The following is a 21152-nucleotide window of genomic DNA, read 5'->3' as shown; positions in this document are numbered from 1 at the left end:
GTGCCGGTGGCCGTCGTGTCCGAGCTGGACCTGTCCGGACCGGCCGACCCGGCCGCCCGTACCGAGACCGAGGTGCCCGCCGACCGGCTCTGCCTGCTCATCTACACCTCGGGCAGCACCGGGGCGCCCAAGGGCGTGGCCTGCCCGCACGGTCCGGTGGCGTTCGCCGCCCGCGCCATCCAGGCGAGGCTGAACTACCGCCCCGACGACGTCGTGCTCACCGCCGTCCCGCTCTCCTTCGACTACGGCCTCTACCAGGTCCTGCTCAGCGTGCTGTCCGGCGCCGAACTGCTGCTGTCCGGACCGGCCGACCACGCCCGGCTGCTCGGCTTCGCCCGGGACCACGGGGCGACCGTCGTGCCCCTCGTGCCGTCGCTCGGCGAACTGCTCGTCAAACTCGCCTCCCGCGACCAACGCCCCACCGCCATACGGCTGTTCACCAACACCGGGGCCGCCCTCAACGCCCCGCTCATCGCCACGCTCCGCGAGACGTTCCCCGGCGCTTCGGTGGCGCCCATGTACGGCACCACCGAGTGCAAGCGGATCACCATCCTGGAGCCCGACGGGGACCTGGCCCGCCCCGGTTCGGTGGGTCCCGCGCTGCCCGGCACCGAGGTCCTGGTGGTCGACGACGAGGGACGGCCGGTCCCGACCGGCGAGACCGGCGAGATCGTGGTGCGCGGCCCGCACCTGATGGCCGGCTACTGGCGCTCCCCCGAGCAGACCGCCCTGCGCTACCGTCCGGGCGCCGACGGCGCACCGCGCACCCTGCACACCGGTGACTACGGCCGCCTCGACGCCGACGGCCACGTCTACTTCCAGGGCCGCCGCGACGACCTGTTCAAGCGGCGCGGCTCGCGGATGACGTCCGTGGAGATCGAGGCCGCCGTGCTCGACATCGACGGCGTCCGCGAAGCGGCGCTGCTCGTGCCGGAGGAGGACCGCGACATGGTCCTCTTCGTCGTCGGCGAGGCCCCCGACCTGAGCGGGGAGCAGGTGCTGGCCCGGCTCGGGGAGCGCCTCGAAGCCGCCAAGGTGCCCGACATCTGCCATGTGCTGACCGCGCTTCCGCTCACCCCCAACGGCAAGACCGACCGCAAGGAGCTGCGTCGGCAGCTCTTGGAGGGCACCCATGTCCACTGACCGCGACCGCGACCGCACCGGCCCGCCCGGCGACGACCTGACGGTCCGCCGGCTCGTCGAGCAGTACGGCAGCCCCCTGTACGTCTACGACCTGGCCCGGGTGCGCACCGCCCTGGAGGACCTGCGGGCGGCCCTGCCCCAGCCGAGCCGCGTCTACTACTCCCTGAAGGCCAACTCGCACCCCGACCTCGTCGCCGAACTGCGCCGGGGCGGGGCCCGCGCCGAGGTCACCTCGCGCGGTGAACTGGCCGCCGCCCTCGAAGCCGGTCACCCGGCGTCGGAACTGATGTACTCCGGCCCCGGCAAGGTCCCCGCCGAGCTGGACGAGGCGATCGCGGCGGGGATGCGCACCTTCTCCGCCGAGTCCTTCGGCGACCTGGACCGGATCGGCGCCGCCGCCGACGCCCACGGTGTCACCGCCGACTGCGTGCTGCGCATCAACGCGGAGGGGGCGCCGGGCCAGGGCGGGCTGCGGATGACCGGCGGCCCGTCCCAGTTCGGGTTCGACCTCGACGACCTGGCCGCGCACGGCGCCCGGCTGCTGGTGAGGGGCGTCCGCATCATCGGGATGCACTTCTTCCCGCTCACCAACGCCCGCGACGAGGCCGGCCTCCTCGCCGAGCTGGCCCAGAGCGTGCGCACCGCCGCCCGGCTCCGCGACGAACTCGGCATCCCGCTGCACCTGCTGGACCTCGGCGGCGGCTTCGCGGCGCCGTACGCGACCCCCGGCGAGCGGCCCGCGTACCCCGGTCTGCGGGTCGCGCTGTCCGCCGTACTCGACGAGGAACTGCCCGGCTGGCGGGACGGCGAACCGGTCGTCGCCTTCGAGTCCGGACGCTATCTGGTGGGCGACAGCGGCCGGCTGGTGGTCACCGTCACCGATGTGAAGAACAGCCGCGGCAACACGTACGCGGTGCTCGACTCCGGCATCAACCACCTCGGCGGCCTGTCCGGCCTCGGCCGTCTGCTCCCCCTCTCCGCCCAGCCCCTCGCGGCCCCCGGCGGTACGACGGACGAGGCGACCGGTGACGGGGAGCAGCCCACCACGGTGACCCTCGCCGGCCCGCTGTGCACCCCCGCCGACATCCTGGCCCGCGTCGCCGAACTGCCGGGGCTGCGCCCGGGCGACCTGCTGGCCTTCCCGAACGTGGGCGCGTACGGCCTGTCCGCGAGCCTGCTCGGCTTCCTCGGCCACCCGGCACCCGCCGAACTCGTCGTGAACGGCGCCGAGACGGTCTCCGCGACCCGTCTCGCCCTGCGCCGCCACACCGTCTCCCCCCTCACCGGATCCCGTACGGAGGACATCACCGCCATGACAGAGACGACCACAGGGACGGCCACGGAGACGGCACCGGCCGCGACCTGGGACCCGACGTACGAGGCGCTCCTGCTGGAGGCCCTGCCCCGGCTCGCCGCCAAGGGCGAGCTGCTGCCCGACACCAGCCTCAAGGCGGCCGGTCTCGACTCGCTCGCGATGGTGGAGGTCCTGGTCCGGGTCGAGGAGACGTACGGCATCGCCGTCCCCGACTCCGAGCTGATGGCCGACACCTTCGCCACCCCCGCCTCGCTGTGGCGCGTGGTGTCCGCCCTGCGGGAACAGTCCGTCGGCTCGGCCTGACCCCGAGCGCCCCGAAAAAGCCGAGAAGAGGGAGACCCCATGCAGTGGGAAGGTGTGTACGTCGCGGGGACGGGGGTGTGGCTGGGCGAGCCCGAACTCGCCCTGTCGGCCAAGGAGTCCGGGGCGTACAACGCTGAGCAGTACGCGTCGGACGAGATCCTCTCCGTCTCCGTCGCCGACGAGTCCATGGCCCCGCCGGACATGGCCGTCCACGCCGCGACGACCGCGCTCAAGCGCTCCGGAGTGGACGTCGCCGACGTGGACCTGCTGATCCACAGCGGCATCTGGTTCCAGGGCGTCGAGATGTGGCCCGCCGCGTCGTACGTGGCCGGCCACGCCCTCGGCCGGGGCGTACCCGCCTTCGGCCTCGACCAGGAGTGCAACGGCGGCCTCGGCGCACTGGAGGTCGCGGCCCGCCAGGTCGCCGCCCGCCCCGGCGCCGGCGCCGCGATGGTCACCACCGCGGACCGCTTCGGCGCGCCCCTGATCAGCCGCTGGAGCAGCGAACCCGGCTTCGTGTACGGCGACGGCGGCACCGCCCTGATGCTGTCCGCGCGGGGCGGCTTCGCCCGGCTGCTGTCCACGGCCACCGGCTCCGACAACTCCCTGGAGGCGGTGGTGCGGGGCCCCGGGCTGCGCCCCCTGCCCTCCGCCGAACCCCTGGACCTGCTGGGCCGGGTGGGCCACTACATGCGAACCAACGGTGGCATCCGGGAGGCCACCGAGCGGGTCGCGGGCGTGGTCAACTCCGTGGTGGACACGGTGCTCGCCGACGCCGGCATCGGCAGGGCGGACGTCGACCGGGTGGTGGCCCTGGCCAGTGGCCGCAGCCGTCTGGAATGGCAGCTGCCCCAGCTGCTCGGCATCCCGGTGGAGCGCTCCACCTGGGAATTCGCCCGCACGGTGGGCCACTTGGGCGCCGGTGACCAGATCGCCGGCCTCAACGACCTGCTGGAACGGCGGGAGTTGAACCCGGGCGACCGGGTGCTGCTCGTCGGCGGCGGCTCCGGCTTCAGCTGCACATGTGCCGTCCTGGAGATCATCGACGTACCGGAGTGGGAGCCCTTCCGCAGCGGAGAACGCTGACGGGCACAGCACCGGAAAGAGGGCATGACCGGGTGTGCGGGCGGGCAGAATCCGCCCGCCACCTGGGACTTCAGCGGCGCTCCAGTGGCCCGTCGGATACTGCGTTGTTGGATCTGAGTTGTTCGATCCGCGTTGTTGGACCGCTTGTGTTGTACGGCCAGGACGGCCGGCCCGGCCGTGAGCCTCGACACCGAGGAGAAAAGCATGGTGATGACCGAAACCACCGGTGCCACGAGGAGTACCACCCCTCTGATGCTGCGTCTGCTCTGGGGGGCCCTGGGCGCGTTCCTGCTGCTCTGGGACGTCTTCGAGGTCCTCAAGCACATGGGCTGGGTGATTCCGGGGGCCTTCCTCGGCGCGGCCGTGCCCTTCCTCGCCCGGTTCGCCGGACTGGGCCAGGCCCATGAGCGGGGTCAGCTCGCTCCCCGGGCCGTACCGCTCCACAACCTGCTCAACCGTGCCTGGATCCCCTTCGGAATCATGTTCGTCTTCTCGTTCCTCGGGGACGGCCCGGACGACATCGCGGCCCCCTTCACCTTCGGTATGAGCTGGCTGACCAGCATCGCGCTGGCCCGCGCCGTCGGCTTCGGCCTGCGGACGCGGGAGGGCTGGCAGCGCTGAGAGACCCGTAGCGCGCGCAGGCCCGTGGCTCGTCCCCGGAATTCACCGGGACGGGCCACGGGCCTGTTCCGTTCCGGCGGATACGCGGCCCGGTCCGGCGGGTACAGAGAGCCTTTATCGCTGCACAAGGCGGTCCTGCGACTGTCGGCTGACACCGATACGACACGTCTGCGAACCGAGAAGCCCTGGAGGCCACTCGATGGACACCGCCTCAGCCCCCGCCGGGACCGGGACCGGCCCCGATACCGCTTCCGACACCGGCGCCGAGGCCGGCGCCGGGACCGAGTACGAGTACCCCTTCCACCGCCCGTCCGCGGTGCAGGTGCCCCCCGTGTACGAGGAACTGCGGGCCAAGTGCCCGGTCGCCAAGGTCCGGCTGCCCAGCGGCGACGAGGGCTATGTGGTCAGCCGGTACGACGACACCCGCGTCGTGCTCGCCGACCCCAGGTTCAGCCGGGCGGCGATGCTCGCCGAGGGCGCCCCCCGCCTCACCGCGGCCCCGCCCATGCCGGGCAGCCTGTTCACCATGGACGCGCCCGAGCACACCCGGGTGCGCCGGCTCGTCTCACGCGAGTTCACCGCGCGCCGGGTGCAGAACATGCGCCCGCGCATCCAGCAGTTGACCGACGAACTGCTGGACGGCATGGAGCAGCTCTCCCCGCCGGTCGACCTCAACCCCGCCTTCGCGTTCCCGCTGCCGGTGATGGTCATCTGCGAGCTGCTCGGGGTGCCCTTCGAGGACCGGGACCGCTTCCGGGGCTGGTCCGACGCGTTCGTCTCGCTCACCGCGCACACCGCCGAGGAGGTGATGGAGCAGCGCATGTCGATGGTCCAGTACCTCGCCGAGCTGGTCCAGCGCAAGCGTGCCGAGCCCGCCGACGACCTCATGAGCGCCCTGGTCTCCGTGCACGACGAGGACGGCGACCGGCTCAGCGAGCACGAGCTGATCACCATGGGCATCACGCTGCTGGTCGCCGGGCACGAGACCACGGTCAGCATGATCGGCAAGTGCGTACTGACCCTGCTGCGCCACCCCGAGCACCTGGCCGCCGTACGGGAGAACCCCGAGACGATCGACCAGGTGGTGGAGGAGCTGCTGCGGATCAACCCGATCGGCGACGGCGGCCCGTTCCGTATCACCCTGGAGGACGTCGAGATCGCCGGCACCGTCATTCCCAAGGGCAGCGGTGTGATCGCGGCGGTCGCCTCGGCCAACCAGGACCCGGACCGCTTCGGCGAGGACTCCGGCGTCTTCGACCCGTCCCGCGCCTCCGCCGGTGCCCACCTGGCGCTCGGCCACGGCGCGCACTTCTGCCTGGGCGCCGCGCTCGCCCGCGCGGAGCTCCAGATCGCCGTGGGCTCGCTGATCCGCCGTTTCCCCCGGCTGGCCCTGGCCGACGACGTCGACAACCTCACGCTCACCACCGGCATGATGGTCCACGCCCTGAGCCGCATGCCCGTCACCTGGTGACACCTTGAACCGCTGAACCGCTGAACCGCTGAACCGCTGAACCGCTGAACCGCTGGACCGCTGGACAGACCACTGCCCGGGCCCCGACTGGGGGACCCGGGCAGTGGTCTGTCTCCACCGGCGGCAGCGGCCGCGACCGCTCAGGACGGCCGGGCCGGCTCCCGGGTCACGCGCCGGGCGACGGTCGTACCCGGCTCCTGCACCTGGAAGTAGGCCCTGGCCAGCACCTTCTGCTGGAGCGTCCGGTTGCGGTCCACCACCCGGTACAGGGACCGCCGGGCCAGCCCGCCCAGGCGTCCGTCGAGGGCGAAGAGCCGCTCCTGGCGGAGCTGGAGGGCACGGGACAGCCGTACCGCCTCCTCCCGCGTCCGCTGGAACGTCTCACCGGCCCGCACCAGCGCGGCGGTCGTGTTCTGGGCCATGGCCTCCTCGACCAGCGGTGCCAGGGTGACGGCGTCGATGATCGCGTGGTTGACGCCCTGCCCGAGGATCGGGGTGAGGGTGTGCGCGGCGTCGCCCATGAGGATCAGACCGGGCATGGACCAGTTGGGCACCACGGTGGTGAAGATGTCCAGCATGGAGGTGTCCGACCACGACTTCACCTCCTTGCGCACGGTGGCCGACAGCTCGGGCGCGAGCCGGTCCAGCCGCTCGTGCAGCGCGCCGAGCCCCTTGGCCCGCAGATCCTTCAGCCCGCCCTTGGGGATGTTGAGCCCCACCCGCACGCTGTCGGGATGGGTGGGGATGAACAGCCCGTGCTCGCCGCCCCGGATACGGATGCGGTACGTATTGCTGTCCCACTCCTGCGGGATGGGCAGCCGCAGCCAGATGACGTCCCGGTCCAGCGGCTGCTTCTCGTACGGCAGCCCGGACATCTCGCGGACCTTGCTGAACCGCCCGTCGGCGGCCACGGTCAGGGCGGCCCGTACGACGAGTTCACCGTCGGGGGTACGGGCGCGCACACCGGTCACCGGCCCGCTGTCACCCCGCTCCCTCAGCAGACCGACGGCGGTCGCGGACTGCCGCAGCGTGAATCCGGGGTGCTCCCGGCCGACGTCGGCGAGGGCGGACAGCAGAGCGGGCTGCGGCAGCTCCACCGGGTAGGGGTGCGGGTAGGGGAAGTCGGAGAAGTCGACGCTCAGCACGGTGCTGCCGGAGTCGATGATCTCCATGTGGTGCATCTGCTCGTAGGTTCCGTCGAGCCGGTCGAGCAGACCGAGCCGGTCGAGCAGCCACACCGAGTCCGGGGACACCGACTCGCCGCGGAAGGACCGGTTGAAGTGGCCGCTCTGCTCAAGAACGACCACCGACACGGAACGCTTGGCGAGCTCCACGGCCAGGGCGAGCCCGGCGGGTCCCCCTCCGACCACGCACACCTGTGCGGTCAGCTCTGCTGTCATCGTTTTTGCTGCCTCTCCAGCGGAGTCATGGTCGGTCGATCGTGGAACCGCGGGCTAAAGCTCCCCTTGCAGAAGCTCCCCGGCCGGCCGTGCGCCGGACGACTCGACCCTGACCTTGAGCGCGTCGGTGAGGCGCCGGAACCCCTGCTCGGACGGGTCGATGACCGACCGGGAGAACGGCACGAGCACCCCACTGAAGACCTCGGTCTGCACGACCTGAGTACCGCCGGCGCTCGGGGTCAGCTCGAAGGTGTGCACCCCGTCGAAGATCCCGGGCACACCGAACCGCCCGCGCCACCGCAGCAGCCGCCCCGGCTCGCTCTCCAGCACGGTCGGCCGGAACACCATCTCCCGCCCGCCGTCGGGCAGCCGGAACCGCAGACTGAGCCGCGCCCCGACCACGGCCTCCCCGCCGGCCTCGACGAGAAACGGATTCCACTCGTGGAACGACTCGAAGTCGGTGAGCACCGCCCACACCCGGTCGACGGTGTCGCGGATGAACACGGAGGACGAGATTCGGCGCATGGGAATTCCTTCCAGGAACGACGGAACGGGTACGACGCCGTGAAGGGACGGCCTTGGTGACTGCCTTGATGACGGCCTTGGTGACGGCCTTGGTGACGACCTCGGGGCCGGCCTTGAACGGCCGGACGCCCCCCGGGAGTTCGACGCTACCGACCTCGCCCGGCCCGCCGCAGGCACCCGCACCCCCGCTCTAGCGGGACCTTAGCCCCGCCTCCCAGGATCCCTGCCGGGCGCTTCAGCGAGACTCCAGCGCTCTGCCCGAGGCTTGGCGTACGCGTTCCGGCCCCCCCACGGGCGCGAAGGAAGGAAACTCCCATGTTCTCCGCTCTGGGCTCGGCCCTGCACCGCAGGCGGATCGTCGTACTACTGCTCACACTCCTGGTCACCGTCCTGGCCACGGTGTACGGCGGCACCGTGTCGGACAAACTCTCCAACGGGCTGTCCGACTACGACGATCCGGGCGGCGGCAATGTCGCGGCCCGCGAGATCATCGAGCGGGCCACGGGCATCGACCCCCAGCAGGGCTACTTGCTGCTGGTGCGCACGGACGAGCGGGTGGACAGGACCACCGCCCCGCCCAAGGCCGTAACGGCCGCCGTGGCGCTCCTGCGGTCCCGCGCCGAGGTCAAGCAGGTCGTCGACTACACCTCGCCCGAGGGCGCCGCGCTCATCTCCCGCGACGGACGCAGCACGGTGGTCGTGGGCGCCGTAGGACCCCTGACGGACCAGGCGAGCATCCAGGCCGAGAAGGACCTCCAGAAGGCGATCAAGGACGATCCCGCCCTGCGTGGCCGCACCACGCTCGGCGGCGCCACGCCCGGCCACGTACAGGTGGCCGAGGTGACGGGCGAGGACCTGTCACAGGCCGAACTCCTGGCCACCCCGGTGATCCTCTTCGTGCTCTTCCTGGTCTTCCGCGGCCTGGTGGCGGCGCTGATCCCGCTCGTGGGCGGCATCGTCTCGCTGCTGCTGACGATGGCGGGCCTGCGGGTCGCCACGGAGTTCATGGGCGTCTCGACGGGAGCGATGAGCCTGGCCTTCGCCCTGGGCCTGGGCCTGTCCATCGACTTCGGACTGCTGATCGTCTCCCGCTACCGAGAGGAACTGGCGGAGCGGGGACCGGGCGCGGAGGCGGTGATGCGCACGGTCACGTCGGCGGGCCGTACGGTGCTGTTCAGCGCCCTGACGGTGGCGGCGGCACTGGCGGCGCTGATGGCGTTCCCGCAGCCGTACCTGCGGTCGATGGGCCTGGCGGGCGTGATCACGGTCATCTCGGCCGCACTGTTCGCCCTGGTGGGCCTGCCCACGCTGCTGGCTCTCCTCGGCCGCCGGATCAACTCCCTGGCCCCGGGCCGCTGGCAGCGCACGGCCGGCTCGGCGCGGGCCACGGAAGGCCGCTGGTACGGCCTGGCCCAGAACGTGATGCGCCGCCCCGCGGTGTTCGCGCTCCTCGCCACGACGGTCCTGCTGGTGATCGCCTCCCCGCTGCTGGGAGTGCGCTTCACGGGAGTTGACCCGACGCTCCTCCCGAAGGAGACCAGCGCGGGCCGGATGGCGGCGACGCTGGACAAGGACTACGACACGAGGGCGACGTCCCCGCTCCAGATCGTGCTGGAGCAGGAAGGCGCCCCGGACAAGTCCCGCCTGACCGACTACGCGAGCCGGATCAGCGCGGTCCCCGGCGTCGGGTCGGTCGGCACCCCGTTCCAACTGGACGCCCGCCACTGGGAGATCGACGCGATCCTCAAGGACGACCCCCTGGACGGACCGGCCAAGGACGCGGTGGGCGCGGTGCAGAAGCTGAACACCCCGTACCCCGCCCGGTACACCGGCACGACGGCGGACTTCCTGGCACAGCGCAAGAGCATCGCGGACAGCATCCCGTTGGCGGGCGGCATCCTGGTGGTGGTCACCCTGCTGCTGCTGTTCGCGTTCTCGGGATCGGTGGTGCTGCCGCTGAAGGCCCTGCTGATGAACCTGCTGTCCACCAGCGCCGCGTTCGGCTTCCTGGTGTGGGCGTTCCAGAACGGCAACCTGGGCTTCTCCCCGCAGACGGGCCTGGAGGTCACGACACCCGTACTGGTCTTCGCACTCGCCTTCGGCCTCTCCACGGACTACAACGTCTTCCTCCTGAGCCGCATCAAGGAGGGCCGCTCGCAGGGCCTGGACAACCGCGAGGCGGTCGCCCAGGGCCTCTCCCGCACCGGCGCCATCGTGACCTCGGCGGCCATCCTGTTCTGCGTCCCGGTGGGCGCGTTGTCCCTGTCCAGGCTGGTCTTCATCCAGGAACTGGGCCTGGGCGCGGCGTTCGCGGTCCTGATCGACGCAACGGTGGTCCGGGCCTTCCTGGTCCCGTCCCTGATGGCCCTCCTGGGCAGCGCCAACTGGTGGGCCCCGGCACCACTGAGGGCCCTCCACAGGGCCCTGCGCCTGGACAAAATGGAACACGAGACCACCCCCGAACCGCTCCCGGCCAAGACCTCAGCAACGGTCGGCTGACAACCCATCGGCCGACAACCGATCGGCCGACAACCGATCGGCCGACACCTCGGAGCGAGGCCGTACCACCCGGGCCCGGACGCCGCGCGCGTCCGGGCCCGGGTGTTCCCGGTACGTCACGCGGGAGGGCGCACCCGGGCACCTGGTGCCGGCCGCCGAGTCCTACGCGGGCATCACGCCATGGATGCGGGAGAGGGTGAAGACGCGTTCATCGTCGCGCAGGTGACACCAGGCGTCGAGGTAGGGCGGGTCGAGTTCCAGGTCGCTGAGGGTGCGTACGGTCCGGTTGCCCGAGGCGGCGACGTACTCGATCGTGATGGCCGAACCCGTGTCGACGGCATGGGCGACCTGGCGGACATCGCTGTACGACAGGTGCTTCGCGTATCCGGCGACGATCTCCTCGGTGTCCGTCGCGAAAGGCACCCCGCTGCCGAAGGGGTCGGGTTCCGGTGCGATCGGCGGCGCCTTGAGCAGCCGGTCGGCCAGGACGTCCGTCCCGGAGTCGGCGGGCAGGTCCGAGGCGTGGGCGGCGGTGGTCCGGGGACCGCGCTGCCCGACGTGCCTTCGCGGGGCGGGGACGGCGGCGGCCCGATGCGGCACGGGCTTCTCGACGCGTACCGTTCCCCCGGCGGTCTCGGCGACCGGGGCGTAGCCCGCGGCACGGAGCGCGGTGAGAGTCGCCGCGGGTGGTTTGCCGCTGACCAGGACCGTCGGGGCGAGCTGCCGCAGCGCGAGCCCGGACAGGGCGCGGTGGGCGGCGAGTTCGGCCAGGAGCGCGGGCTCGTCGCCGTGGACGACACAGGCCGCGGGGGCGATGCGTACCCGCCCGTGACCTCGTGCGGTGTCGGCGACGAGATAGGTCAGCGGCTGCGGCAGGGCCGCGGCGGAGACGTCGGCCAGGACAGCCAGGTCGGCCGTGATGTCGTCCGCGGTGCGGCCGGCGTCCAGGGCCCGGCGGACACTGCGGGCACTGAAACGCCATACCGACGCCGTGCCACTGGTCTCCCGGTCGGCCATCGAATCCAGCAGCGCCGCCAGTCGCCCGGACGGGGTACCGGTGACGACGGCGGTGAGGTCGGCGCCGATCCGGGCCGTCGTGGTCGCGGGGGGCAGCAGCCGCCGGGCCGTGCTGTCGAGTTCTTCGTCGGCGTGGGCCGCCAGGTCCGCACCGAGCGGGGACAGCGCACCCCGTGCCAGCACGCCCAGCAGTTCACCTTCGCGGATCACGGCGCCGAACGGAGCCGTGTCCTGGGGCGAGGCGTCGTCGTCGGCGAGCGGACGGTGCCAGGCCATGAGCGGCCCCAGCTCCGCGGCGACCCTCACCCCCTGCCCCGCCGGAAGCCCCGCCGCCGCGGCCAGCAGCCCGTGGCGGGCCTGCAGACAGCCGCCGCAGCCAGGCGCGCCGGCGAGCGCGGGAAGTGCTTTGCCGTCATCGTCGCGCGACCGGGTGGGGGTGAGCGGCAGGTCCCGCCAGGCCCGGAGCAGTACGGCCAGCTGTTCCGCGGGCTCCTGCTCGGACCAGGCGTCGTACGCCTCGGTGGGAGGCACGCGATCGCCGTCGCGGGCCAGCAGCCCGGCGGCGTACGCGGTCTCCAGGACGAGGCGTACGACGGCGTCGTGGGCCTGGGCGGCCTTGGCGAGCCGGGCCAGTTCACGCGCGCCGATCCCGCCCGACTTCAGCCGGGCCGGTGGAGCGGTCGCGCACACCGAGAGGACGGAGGCGGCATGGGCCGCGAACTCGGTGGCGGCCCATGCGGCCTCCCGCTCCACCTCCGAGGAGGTGATGGGCACCAACCGCACGGCGGGCGGTACAGGCTCGTACGGAGCGCGCCAATCGGGGCCCCGCAGAGCCAGGGCCACCTCGACCGGCATCCGGACGGATCCGTACTGATGCCGGTCCTGGACCAGAAGCCCCCGGTCGAGTGCCCACCGGGCGCCTGGCCGGTGGTCAAGGCCAGAGGGGGCCCCGAACGCCACGAACAGTGACTGACGCGGCGGCGCGGACCTGGCGCTCTGATCGAGCAGCTTCCTGGTGGCCGCCGGTGCCCCCGCCACCAACGCGGCGACCCGTTCCGCGTCACTGTGATGCTCCACCAGAGCCGCGAGCCGCTGCTGCTTGGTGCCGGGTGGCTTGACCCCCAGTACCGCCAGCATGGCGCGCAGTTCCTCCGAGGTCGTGCCGGCCAGCAGGTCCTCCAGCGGGGCGTCAAGTCCCAGGGGCGTGCTCCACGCCTGCCGCAAGGGCGTGGGCATACGGAGGGCCCCGTCGCCGTCGTGCCACACGAGTGCCCGATCCGCCAGCGCCTCCAGGGTCGCGTCCAGCGCGTGCGGCGCCGCGGGGGACGTCGAGCCGAGCAACTCCGCGAGGCTGTCCCGGGTCGCCCGTGCTCCCAGGGCAGCCAGCGCCTCGGCGGCCTGCAGGCACGGCAGCGTGAGGTGCGGCAGGGCGAGCGCCACGGACCCCGGACGCTGGAGACGGTCCGCCAGTTCCCCCAACGAACGCGGTTCCGGCGAGGAGGCCGCGTCCTTCCGCAGGGCGAGTACGCGTGCGAGGCGGGGGCCGTCGAGTCCACTCAGCCAAGTCGCAAGCGTCGATCGGGACTTCATAAGGGCGCACCTCGACAGACAGGCAACATCAGACATCAGCGTCGGGCCGAACCGCTTCGGCGCCAAGGCCAAGCATGGCGCAGTTCCAAGATCCGCGGATGCCGGCGGAGGAAAGCTGATAACCGCTGTTATCAGCTGATAACAGCGGATGGCGGCGGATGGCAGGGGATGGCAGGGGATGGCAGGGGATGACATACGAAGCCGGAGCCTGCGGGCGCTCGACGGTTCTGAGGCGGACGGGGCCGCCGTTCGGCGAGCGAGATCCCTGGTCCTGGGCTCGTCCGATCGGTCGGATCTTCCGATGGTCGGGCGGAGCGTGACAGCGCTGAGGTTATGCATATGAACGCGTCACCGGACCATCGGAAGATCCATGAGCGTCAACCTCAGGAGCCACTTGATGCGACCCATCAGAGCAACCTGTCTCGGCACGGCCACCGCGCTGGTCACCCTTCTCGCCTGCGCCCCTGTCGCCACCGCGACCGACACCGATCCCGCCCACGCCAAGGGCAAGGACAAAGACAGGGTCATCACCCTCATCGGCCGGCTCGCACAGCAGTCGCGCTTCCCCGTCAACCCCGGCGGCATCCCCGCCGCCCAGGGCGATCGGACCGTCTTCCGCTCGACCCTCTTCGACGAGAACAACAACCAGGTCGGCGAAACCGGCGGCACCTGCGACACCACCCGGGTCGAGAACGGCGGCGCGGAGATGTGCGTCGTGACCTACACCCTCCCGGGCGGCCAGCTCGCCGTGCAGGGGATGGTCTTCGGCAACCTCGTCCCGGGCCCTCCCCCCGCGTTCGACAACGCGATCACCGGCGGCACCGGCACATACGACCGGGCTCGCGGCTCCGTCCACGCCGAAACGATCGCCCCGGGCACCAGGCGCTTCACCGTCGACCTCGACTGACTGACTGACTGACTGCCCCTGCCCCCGCCCTGCCCCTGCGAGGTGAAGTCCGGCGGGGGCTCTTTCGCGTGCCGCACCTGTCAGCAGCCCGATCCCGGACGTGACCTCGCCGCGCAGCACACGTCATACGCGCCCCACTCCCGGACGGGCTCCCAGGCATCTGGGGCGTAGTCGCCGGCGCACCCGCCAGGGCGCGCCCACCGATCGGAGGAGCAGCGGCCACCCGATCAGTCACCGTCCGCGCGACCCGCCGTCCCGGCTCCCCGCACCGCCCGGGGCGGCGGAGACGCTGGCCACGCCCGGAACCGACCGTTCCTCAGGGCGAACACCACCGGAGGCAACCATGCCGCAGCTGACCCCCACCGACCACCAGGTCGACCACACCTCGACCATCCCGGCGAACGTCGGCGACACGGTCAAACTATTCGTACGGGAGTACGTCGACTCCGGATCCGGCGGCACCCACAAGCCGGTCCTCATGCTCCACGGCAGAAGCGTTCCCGCCCTCCCGGGCTTCGACCTCGTGCTCCCTCCGCCGGGTGGCTCCCCGCACCCGGACACCAGCTACAGCTGGGCGCAGGCCCTGGCGAGCAAGGGCTACGACGTGTACGTCATGGACCTCCAGGGATCCGGGCGCTCCCCTCGCCCGAAGATGGACGACCCGTGCAACGCCAACCCGGCCCAGCGGTCCCTCCTGGAGACCAATCCCGGTACGGGGAGCTGCACCCCGACCCCGCCCTACCCGCACCAACTGGGCAACTCCATGAGCGAATGGGGCGAGCTCGGCACCGTCGTCAAGTTCATCAGGGGGCGCTGCAACAACCAGAAGGTCTCTTTCGTCGGCTGGTCCGCGGCAGCGTTCGTGATGGGCCCGTACGCGCTGCAGAATCCCGGGGACGTGGAGAGCCTGTTCCTTCTCGCGCCCATCTTCCCCCCGAACGGCCGGTGGTCGACGAACCCCGCCGCACCCTTCGCCGCGCCTCCCGGAACGCCCCTGCCCACGCAGCCCGAGTCCAAGCCGGCCGCGGTCTTCGGCTTCCCGATGAACCTGACCAGCAAGGCTGGAATCCAAGCCGCCATCAGCGACAAGGCGCTGGCCGACCAGGTGTGGAAGTCCATCATGGAGAGCGACAGCGTCGGCCAGAAGTGGGGCGGGACGATCGCGGGGACACCCGAAGGCGTCATGCGGTGGCGCAACTCCTACTGGTGGGGCTGGAACGAGAGCACCGTGCCGCACAACTCCACGCTCGGCAACGCCGTGCCGGTGTGCATCGTCTACGGAGACCAGGACACAACGGCCAACACCCCGGAGGAGCTGGGGCCGGTGCTGCACTTCTCCGTTCCGAAGCTCTACAAGAAGATCCCGGGCGCCGACAAGCTGATGTTCCGTGTCGAGGGCTGGGACCACAACCCGGTCTGGGAACGAAAGCCCAACAAGACGCTGCAGCAGATGTCGTTGAAATGGCTCGAAGGCAAGAAGGTGTTCGGCGTCGAGCGCGGAAGCTGGGTCATGGACGCGGACAACGTGCTGACCGAAGTGGAGTAACACCCCGGTCCCCAGCTCACACGCAGACGAGCCGGGTCCGGCCACCACCGGACCCCGGCGCGAGACCGACCGACTCCGCGTAGCGCGTGACCATGCCTGACACCCGCTCAAACGCTCACCGAGACGCGAACGAGCCACATCTCCGGCTGTCAGTGCCTCATGGCACTGTGCCGCCATGACGACAACGACAGAGCTCACCCTCTTCGCCGACTACTTTCAGATACACGTATCCGATGCGGATTCGGACGGTGATCTGAGCGACGCGTGGACTGCCCAGGCCGTTGCCGATCACCTCGCGGTCGCAACGGATGCGCTGGGCATCGGCACGGCGGTCAATGTCAACGTATCCGTCACCGTTGTCGTCCTGCCGCAGGAGCCGAGTGATGACAGCCCGGAATTCGATCACGTCGTTGAGGCCGGCCTGCATGTGTCGTTGGGCCGCCTGATGGTTCTGGGCTGCACGGACTACGCCCCCGAGGCGATGACGTTCGAGGTCCCGGCAGGCTGGAACCGCGTCCGCGTGTCGCGGAGCAACTTGGCTCGGGCGGCTCAGGCCGACGTCGACTCCGACGAGAGCCCCGAGACCATGGAGAGGATCCGTATCCAGGTGTGGGCGGCCCCGGAATGTCCAGCAAAGATCATCAAGCGGTGGTCCTAGCTCGACGGAGTCTTTGATGGCTGGCTCGGGGCGTAGCCCTCGACCCTGCGCCGCCTGACCGAGCGGCCGTGCGGAAGGACCAGCTCCACCGCCTCGGTCTCAAGGCCGGTGGGCGCCATACTGTCTCCGGTTGCTGCTCCGGTCGGCTTCCACAGCAGCAGCCACCCGAGGCGGGCGGGCTCACCGGGCAGGAACACCGCCGCCCAGCCGGCGTTGAGCAGCTCCCTCACGAAGGCGGAGGTTTCCTGCCGGGCCAGCGGCGGTGCGCTCCTCGCGCCCGTACTCGGCTCTCGTGCGACGACTCGTGCCACTCTCTTCCGCCCTGTCGCCTGCCGGGCCCTCCCCTGGGCCGCTCACTACCGAACCCCACCGGGCAACGTCACACGTCGGCAACCGCGAGCCTCGGCTTGACTGCCGGCGACCGTGCCACGACGGATACCCCTCTGCTGAACGCACCGGCCCGCGACCGTACGGCGCAGCGCTACGGTGAGGCCATGAGCACCTGGGACCCGGCCGCACTGGAGGCGTTGATCGAAGAGGCCACCGTCGACGCCTACGGCGAGGAGGAGCAGCTCACCGGCTTCTTCACGATGATTGAGGAGAGCCTTGCCGTGCCCTTCACCACGGCTGTTCTCGGCGTCGAGGTGAGCGTGGTCGGTGTCGATCTGGTCGAGGACGGGCGCGTGGTCGCATGCTGCGTCCGGGGTTCGTTCCGACAGGACATCGGAATTCTGGACCTGCCGCTGCCTGAGCCCGCTCCCGAGGGCTGGCAATGGATCGAGGCATACCGCTACTGGGCACGCTGAACCGGCGCGTCGTGCAACTGGCCGGCTGAGCCCCTGCTCGAACGGACAGTCGCCCCGCCTGCCGCTGACCGGACCGACGGCGGGAACGGACAGCACGTAGCACGCATACCGCAGTATGCTTGCGGCTATGGCTGACACCACACGCATCACCGTGACGCTCCCCGCCGAGCAGGTGGCGGAGCTGAAGAAGATCACGGACAACATCTCCGGCTACGTGGCCGAAGCGGTCGCCAGGCAGATCCGGCACCAGCTCCTGGGGGCCGACCTGCGCAGCCACACAGACGAGCACGGGGCCTTCAGTGAGGAAGAGCTGGCCGAGGCGCGGGCGCGGATCTTCGGTACGACGTCGGGCGCCGGCGGCGCGAGCGCCGCGTGAGCGGGCACATCGAGACCGTCGTCCTGGACAGCGAGGGGCTGTCGGCCTGGGTGGCGCAGGACCGGAAAACTCTGGCGATGTTCCAGGTGTTCCACGACATGGGAGCGGACCTCGTCGTCAGCGCCAACACCATCGTGGAGGTGAGCCACGCCAGGGTGAACCTGCCCCGACTGCAATGGGCGCTCTCCCGGGTCAAGGTGGAGCCGATCACGGAGACAGCGGCCAAGGCGGCGGCCCAACTCCTCAAGGGCGCCGGTCTGCACGGACACAAGTACGCGATCCACGCCACCGTCGCGGAAGCGGCCTTGCGTCAGCCTGGCCCGGTCGCCGTCCTCACGTCGGATGTCGATGACCTGACCCGGCTGTGCGGTAGCAAGGTCCGGATGATCGGGCTATGACCGCGACATCGTCCCGGGGCCATGGACAGATCCGGATGGATCCGCCGAGACCAGAGTCGCCGCAGGCCGACTGGCGATGGGGGAATCAGGCATCGACGGCTGTGGGGGCATGACTGCGTTCGGTGCAGAAGGTCCTCACGGCGCAACGCCCGGCCACATCATCGTGTGGGTCCTGGCGGCCGGTAGTCGTCGTGACGTATCCCATCAGACGGGGGTGGCTCCCCGCAGGCTGCGCCAGTCGTCCAATAGGCGGAGCGTGCGCCTTTCCTGCTTGGTGAAATATCCTGCCTGGAAGCCCGCGACACTGCAATCGCCGCCCACCCGGAACGACGTGATGGCGTCGCCCGAGCCCACCTCCACGGCCGTCGCGGTGCCGCCGGACCATGTCCACAGTGTCTTCCCCCACAGGGCGATGGGTCTGCCGAGGAGCGAGCCCGTGCGGGTGAGCACGACCTTGCGCGTGTCCAGATCCGTGACCACCAAGCCGCGTCCCGCAGATGTGGGCCCGGTCCAGCTCGCGTACCGGCCGGCTGCGTCGACGAGACCTTGGGTGTCATCGAGTCCGGAGGCGAACACGGTGCCGGGGAGCGACTCACCCCGGTCCAGGACGTACAGCGTCCCGTCCGAGGTCCGGTAGACCGCCCGCCCGTCACCTGTGCCCATGAGCTGGGGACACTCCCCGTTCCCGCCCCCGCACATCGGGATGCGCCCCCGGTCGGTACGTGGACCCGCCGCCAGGGTCCCTTCCGTGACCAGCGAGCGGCTGTACAGGTGCGTCGCCTTGTCGCCGGACTCGTAGGTCATCAGCTGACCGCCGCTCAGATCGGCGGAAAACAAGGCCTGGGCTGTCCCGGCGTGCGCGCTGCGGAGGATGCGAGATTCGAACTCGTGAGGGGTTGCCCCCAACACGCTTTCCAAATGTTCGTCCGGGGGTTCGGGGACGCTCGGAGGCGTCCTGATCTGCAGTGGAACGGGTGGCGGTGGAGGTTTCGGACGGAGGCGAATGCAACCAGAACTGCAACCAAGCCTTCGCTTCGCCACATGATGCTGAGTCAGTCGGGAAGAGCGCACCGGCCGATGGCTCAGGCACAGTAGCCGAGTCTCCCAAACGAACCGGGTCACGTCCGTGGACGTGACCCGGTGAGACAGCGGAGGAGCAAAAGCGGTTAACGGATGGCCGTGCCGAATGCCTGTCCTGCGTCGGGCAGGCCGTTCTGGCCGGGCTGGTAGGTGGTGACCGCACCCGTCGTGCCAACGCTCGCCGCCCATGCGAGCGCATGCACGGCGCCGTGGGTGGCCGGGCCATTGGGCATACCGATGTAGAGCCGGGTGCCGGTGGTGTGGATGGCGTTGCCGACGAACTGGTTCGCGCCCGCGGCACCCGGCAGGCCGTTGCCCGCTGCGAGCCAGGAATCGGAGTCGCCCGGCGCGCCGAGGAGTGAGAAGGTCTGCACAGCGCCCGCGCTCTTCACGGTACCGATGGCCTCACCCGGTACGCCGACCGCCAGCCGCAGGCCGGCGGCGGTGCTGACCGCGTTCGGCGCGGTGTTCACGGCGGACACCCTCGCACCGAAGCGGTCACCTGCCTCGATGTCGTCCGCAACGTCAACGACACCCTGCCCGATGTCGGCGAGCTCACTGACTGCTCCGGCCGCGGTCACCCGGAGCGTGACCACCCGTCCGACGTCGGCCAGGTTGGCGCCGTTCACCGAGATGCCTTCGCCTGGGGAGCCCACGGCGATGATTGAGTCCGTCGCGGCCGCGGCGCCGGAGGGGCGGTAGGCGACCGCTGAGAGCGACGCGCCGAACTCGTCGTCGGCCTCCGCCGAACCGCTGATGCCGGCGGTGTCCTGGTCGATGCCCGCTATGGGGGCCGGGATGCCGTCCGAGCTCAATTGGTGCTTGAAGACGGTGACGCTGCCGGAGGCGGCGTCGGTGCCGACGGTCTCCTGTGGGGAACCGATCACGATGTGGTTGGGAGAGCCGCTGACCGAGGTGCCGAACCGGTCGCCCTTCTCTGCCACTCCCGGCACGCCCGGGCTGTCCTGACCCAACGCGACATTGACACTGCCGCGCAGGTAGAAGGTACCGCCCGCGTCTACGTTGCTGCCGGTGTCCTCGCCCGGCACACCGATCAGGAGATACGGCTCACCAGTGGCGGTATTTCCGGCGGCGAGGGCGTGGCCCATCCGGTCGCCCGCCTCCGACACGGACGACTTGACGGCGCCCGTGCCGGTGCCCTGCTGAAGGGCAAGGGCCGCTTGGCCCTTGGTCAGGCCGCCGGGCGCGCCGTACAGCACAGTCACCGTGCCGGCGTCGGCGGCGGTGCCGACGTCCTCGGACGGGACGCCGACGACCAGGTCGGTGCAGCCGTCCTCGTTGTGATCGAACACCGCGAGCTGCTCGCCGAACCAGTCGCCTGCCTCGGCGCTGTCGGGCACGGAGTCAAGGTCCTGTGTGAACTCCGCACTGCCCTTGCCGCCGCCGTAGACCACCCGCACGAGGCCCGCGTTGACGTCGCCGCCGACGGTCGCCTTCGGGTCTCCCACGGCGATGTCCTCGGCGCCGTCGCAGTTGAAGTCGGTGAAGCGGGGAGCACTTACCTTGGCGGTGACCCAGGCGCGTATGTCGTCGACACGGGTGTCGATTGCGGCCGTGCTGGTAACGGCCGCGTCGATACCGAAGCAACCACCCTGAGCAGAGCGGCTGTTGACCGCGACAAGCTCGGTCTTCCCACCCGATTCACGTAGCGCGGGCCCACCGCTGTCACCCATGCAGACGGCAGCACCGTCCTTGCCGGTGATGCCGACCTGGGCGGCTTCCACAGTGTTCACCGTGAAGGCCCCGGTGTGCAGCTTGAGAGGGGCCCACTCGTCCTTGGTACGGCCGTATCCAGCGACCCGTAGCTCCTCCCCTGCCACGGGTGCGGTAGCACTGAGAGCGACCGGCGTGACGTTGGCGACCGGCCTGGCGAGCCTCGCGAGAACAAGGTCGCGGTCGGCGTGGGGAACAAGCTCCACGACATCCCGCACCTGACCGTTGGTGGTGGTGAGGTCGGTGCGGCCGATGGTGGCGGTGGTCCTGAGCGCGGGCTTGCCGGCGGGCACGGTCAGACTCGCGGCCGGGTTCTCTGCGAAGCAACTGGCGGCGGTGATCAGCCACTCCGGATCGATCAATGCCGCGCTGCACGCCTTGGTGCGGTTCCCGATATCGAGGCGGGCGGTGAAGCCACGCGTGTTGTCCGTCTCGGCGGGTCCGATGACAGCGTGGGCGGGCACGGCGGGAGCGCCGATCGCGGCCGCGGTGACCAGGGCCGCAAAGACGGTTCTCCGCCTGGGGGTTGTGCGCATGAAGTGAGGTCTCCGGTTACTTGCTCGTACGGATCTCGACGAGGACGAATTCGCGGGCCTGTGGATCAGTGGACTCTCCGACCGGCGTCCAGGCACCTTGGCGGGCACCGGGAGGTGCTGTTTTCGCCAGAGTTGGGATCC

General features: G+C 70.8%; 18 protein-coding genes. 12 read left to right on the top strand and 6 right to left on the bottom strand.

Features of this window, described 5'->3' with window-relative positions; all coding sequences use genetic code 11:
• The 5 genes from AOK08_RS15195 to AOK08_RS15175 form a co-directional block, all read left to right on the top strand.
• Positions 1-1143, top strand: a 1143-nt coding sequence (locus AOK08_RS15195; protein WP_055526092.1) for a class I adenylate-forming enzyme family protein, incomplete at its 5' end; no start/stop codon positions are given.
• Positions 1133-2761, top strand: coding sequence for a phosphopantetheine-binding protein (locus tag AOK08_RS15190; RefSeq protein ID WP_055526091.1), 1629 nt, complete (start codon positions 1133-1135; stop codon positions 2759-2761). The genes AOK08_RS15195 and AOK08_RS15190, both read left to right, overlap by 11 nt.
• Positions 2762-2800: 39 nt before the next feature.
• On the top strand, positions 2801-3847 hold the full coding sequence (locus AOK08_RS15185) for a ketoacyl-ACP synthase III family protein (RefSeq protein ID WP_055526090.1): 1047 nt from the start codon (positions 2801-2803) through the stop codon (positions 3845-3847).
• A gap of 204 nt (positions 3848-4051) precedes the next feature.
• On the top strand, positions 4052-4468 hold the full coding sequence (locus tag AOK08_RS15180; RefSeq protein ID WP_055526089.1) for a hypothetical protein: 417 nt from the start codon (positions 4052-4054) through the stop codon (positions 4466-4468).
• Between the two features lie 199 nt (positions 4469-4667).
• Positions 4668-5939 carry a cytochrome P450 gene (locus AOK08_RS15175; RefSeq protein ID WP_055526088.1) on the top strand — a complete coding sequence of 424 codons (1272 nt, stop codon included), beginning with the start codon at positions 4668-4670 and terminating at the stop codon, positions 5937-5939.
• A gap of 140 nt (positions 5940-6079) precedes the next feature.
• Here AOK08_RS15175 and AOK08_RS15170 read toward each other — a convergent pair whose 3' ends face one another.
• Positions 6080-7339 (bottom strand): FAD-dependent oxidoreductase, encoded by a 1260-nt coding sequence (locus tag AOK08_RS15170; protein ID WP_055526087.1) that lies wholly within the window; start codon positions 7337-7339, stop codon positions 6080-6082.
• A gap of 54 nt (positions 7340-7393) precedes the next feature.
• Positions 7394-7864, bottom strand: a complete 471-nt coding sequence (locus AOK08_RS15165) for an SRPBCC domain-containing protein (RefSeq protein ID WP_055526086.1) — start codon at positions 7862-7864, stop codon at positions 7394-7396.
• Between the two features lie 315 nt (positions 7865-8179).
• Between AOK08_RS15165 and AOK08_RS15160 the strand changes: the two genes are divergently transcribed.
• A complete protein-coding gene (locus tag AOK08_RS15160) occupies positions 8180-10363 on the top strand; it encodes an MMPL family transporter (protein WP_055526085.1) in 2184 nt (727 codons plus the stop codon).
• A 162-nt stretch (positions 10364-10525) separates the two neighbouring features.
• On the opposite strand, the gene AOK08_RS15155 is transcribed toward AOK08_RS15160, so the two are convergent.
• Positions 10526-12970: a helicase-associated domain-containing protein gene (locus tag AOK08_RS15155; protein WP_055526084.1), complete on the bottom strand. Its 2445-nt coding sequence runs from the start codon at positions 12968-12970 to the stop codon at positions 10526-10528.
• A 397-nt stretch (positions 12971-13367) separates the two neighbouring features.
• Here AOK08_RS15155 and AOK08_RS15150 point away from each other — a divergent pair, with 397 nt between their 5' ends.
• The 3 genes from AOK08_RS15150 to AOK08_RS15140 all read left to right on the top strand — a co-directional run bounded on the left by AOK08_RS15150 (position 13368) and on the right by AOK08_RS15140 (position 16081).
• Positions 13368-13877, top strand: coding sequence for an allene oxide cyclase barrel-like domain-containing protein (locus AOK08_RS15150; RefSeq protein WP_241826958.1), 510 nt, complete (start codon positions 13368-13370; stop codon positions 13875-13877).
• Between the two features lie 343 nt (positions 13878-14220).
• Positions 14221-15423, top strand: coding sequence for an alpha/beta hydrolase (locus tag AOK08_RS15145; RefSeq protein ID WP_055526082.1), 1203 nt, complete (start codon positions 14221-14223; stop codon positions 15421-15423).
• 175 nt (positions 15424-15598) lie between these two features.
• The gene (locus AOK08_RS15140) at positions 15599-16081 is read left to right on the top strand and encodes a hypothetical protein (RefSeq protein WP_055526081.1); all 483 of its coding nucleotides are present in this window, start codon (positions 15599-15601) and stop codon (positions 16079-16081) included.
• Here AOK08_RS15140 and AOK08_RS15135 read toward each other — a convergent pair.
• Positions 16078-16311, bottom strand: a complete 234-nt coding sequence (locus AOK08_RS15135) for a hypothetical protein (RefSeq protein ID WP_055526080.1) — start codon at positions 16309-16311, stop codon at positions 16078-16080. The two genes, AOK08_RS15140 and AOK08_RS15135, sit on opposite strands and share 4 nt — an antisense overlap.
• A 264-nt stretch (positions 16312-16575) precedes the next feature.
• Between AOK08_RS15135 and AOK08_RS15130 the strand changes: the two genes are divergently transcribed.
• The 3 genes from AOK08_RS15130 (at position 16576) to AOK08_RS15120 (ending at position 17661) form a co-directional block, all read left to right on the top strand.
• Positions 16576-16887, top strand: coding sequence for a hypothetical protein (locus AOK08_RS15130; protein ID WP_055526096.1), 312 nt, complete (start codon positions 16576-16578; stop codon positions 16885-16887).
• A gap of 127 nt (positions 16888-17014) precedes the next feature.
• A complete protein-coding gene (locus AOK08_RS15125; RefSeq protein ID WP_055526079.1) occupies positions 17015-17263 on the top strand; it encodes a type II toxin-antitoxin system CcdA family antitoxin in 249 nt (82 codons plus the stop codon).
• Complete coding sequence (locus AOK08_RS15120; protein ID WP_055526078.1) at positions 17260-17661, top strand: DNA-binding protein; 402 nt, start codon at positions 17260-17262, stop codon at positions 17659-17661. Before AOK08_RS15125 ends, AOK08_RS15120 begins: the two co-directional genes overlap by 4 nt.
• Positions 17662-17865: 204 nt before the next feature.
• Here the strand turns inward: AOK08_RS15120 and AOK08_RS15115 are convergent, their stop codons facing one another.
• Together AOK08_RS15115 and AOK08_RS15110 are read right to left on the bottom strand one after the other, a co-directional pair.
• Complete coding sequence (locus AOK08_RS15115; protein WP_157876682.1) at positions 17866-18465, bottom strand: hypothetical protein; 600 nt, start codon at positions 18463-18465, stop codon at positions 17866-17868.
• Between the two features lie 362 nt (positions 18466-18827).
• Complete coding sequence (locus tag AOK08_RS15110) at positions 18828-21011, bottom strand: S1 family peptidase (RefSeq protein WP_055526076.1); 2184 nt, start codon at positions 21009-21011, stop codon at positions 18828-18830.
• Positions 21012-21152 lie beyond the last annotated feature (141 nt).

The organism is Streptomyces graminilatus, from assembly GCF_001418565.1.
GTDB classification, from domain to species: Bacteria; Actinomycetota; Actinomycetes; order Streptomycetales; family Streptomycetaceae; genus Streptomyces; species Streptomyces graminilatus.
The sequence above is the reverse complement of the archived record's forward strand: the minus strand, read 5'-3'. Positions and strand labels throughout refer to the sequence as shown.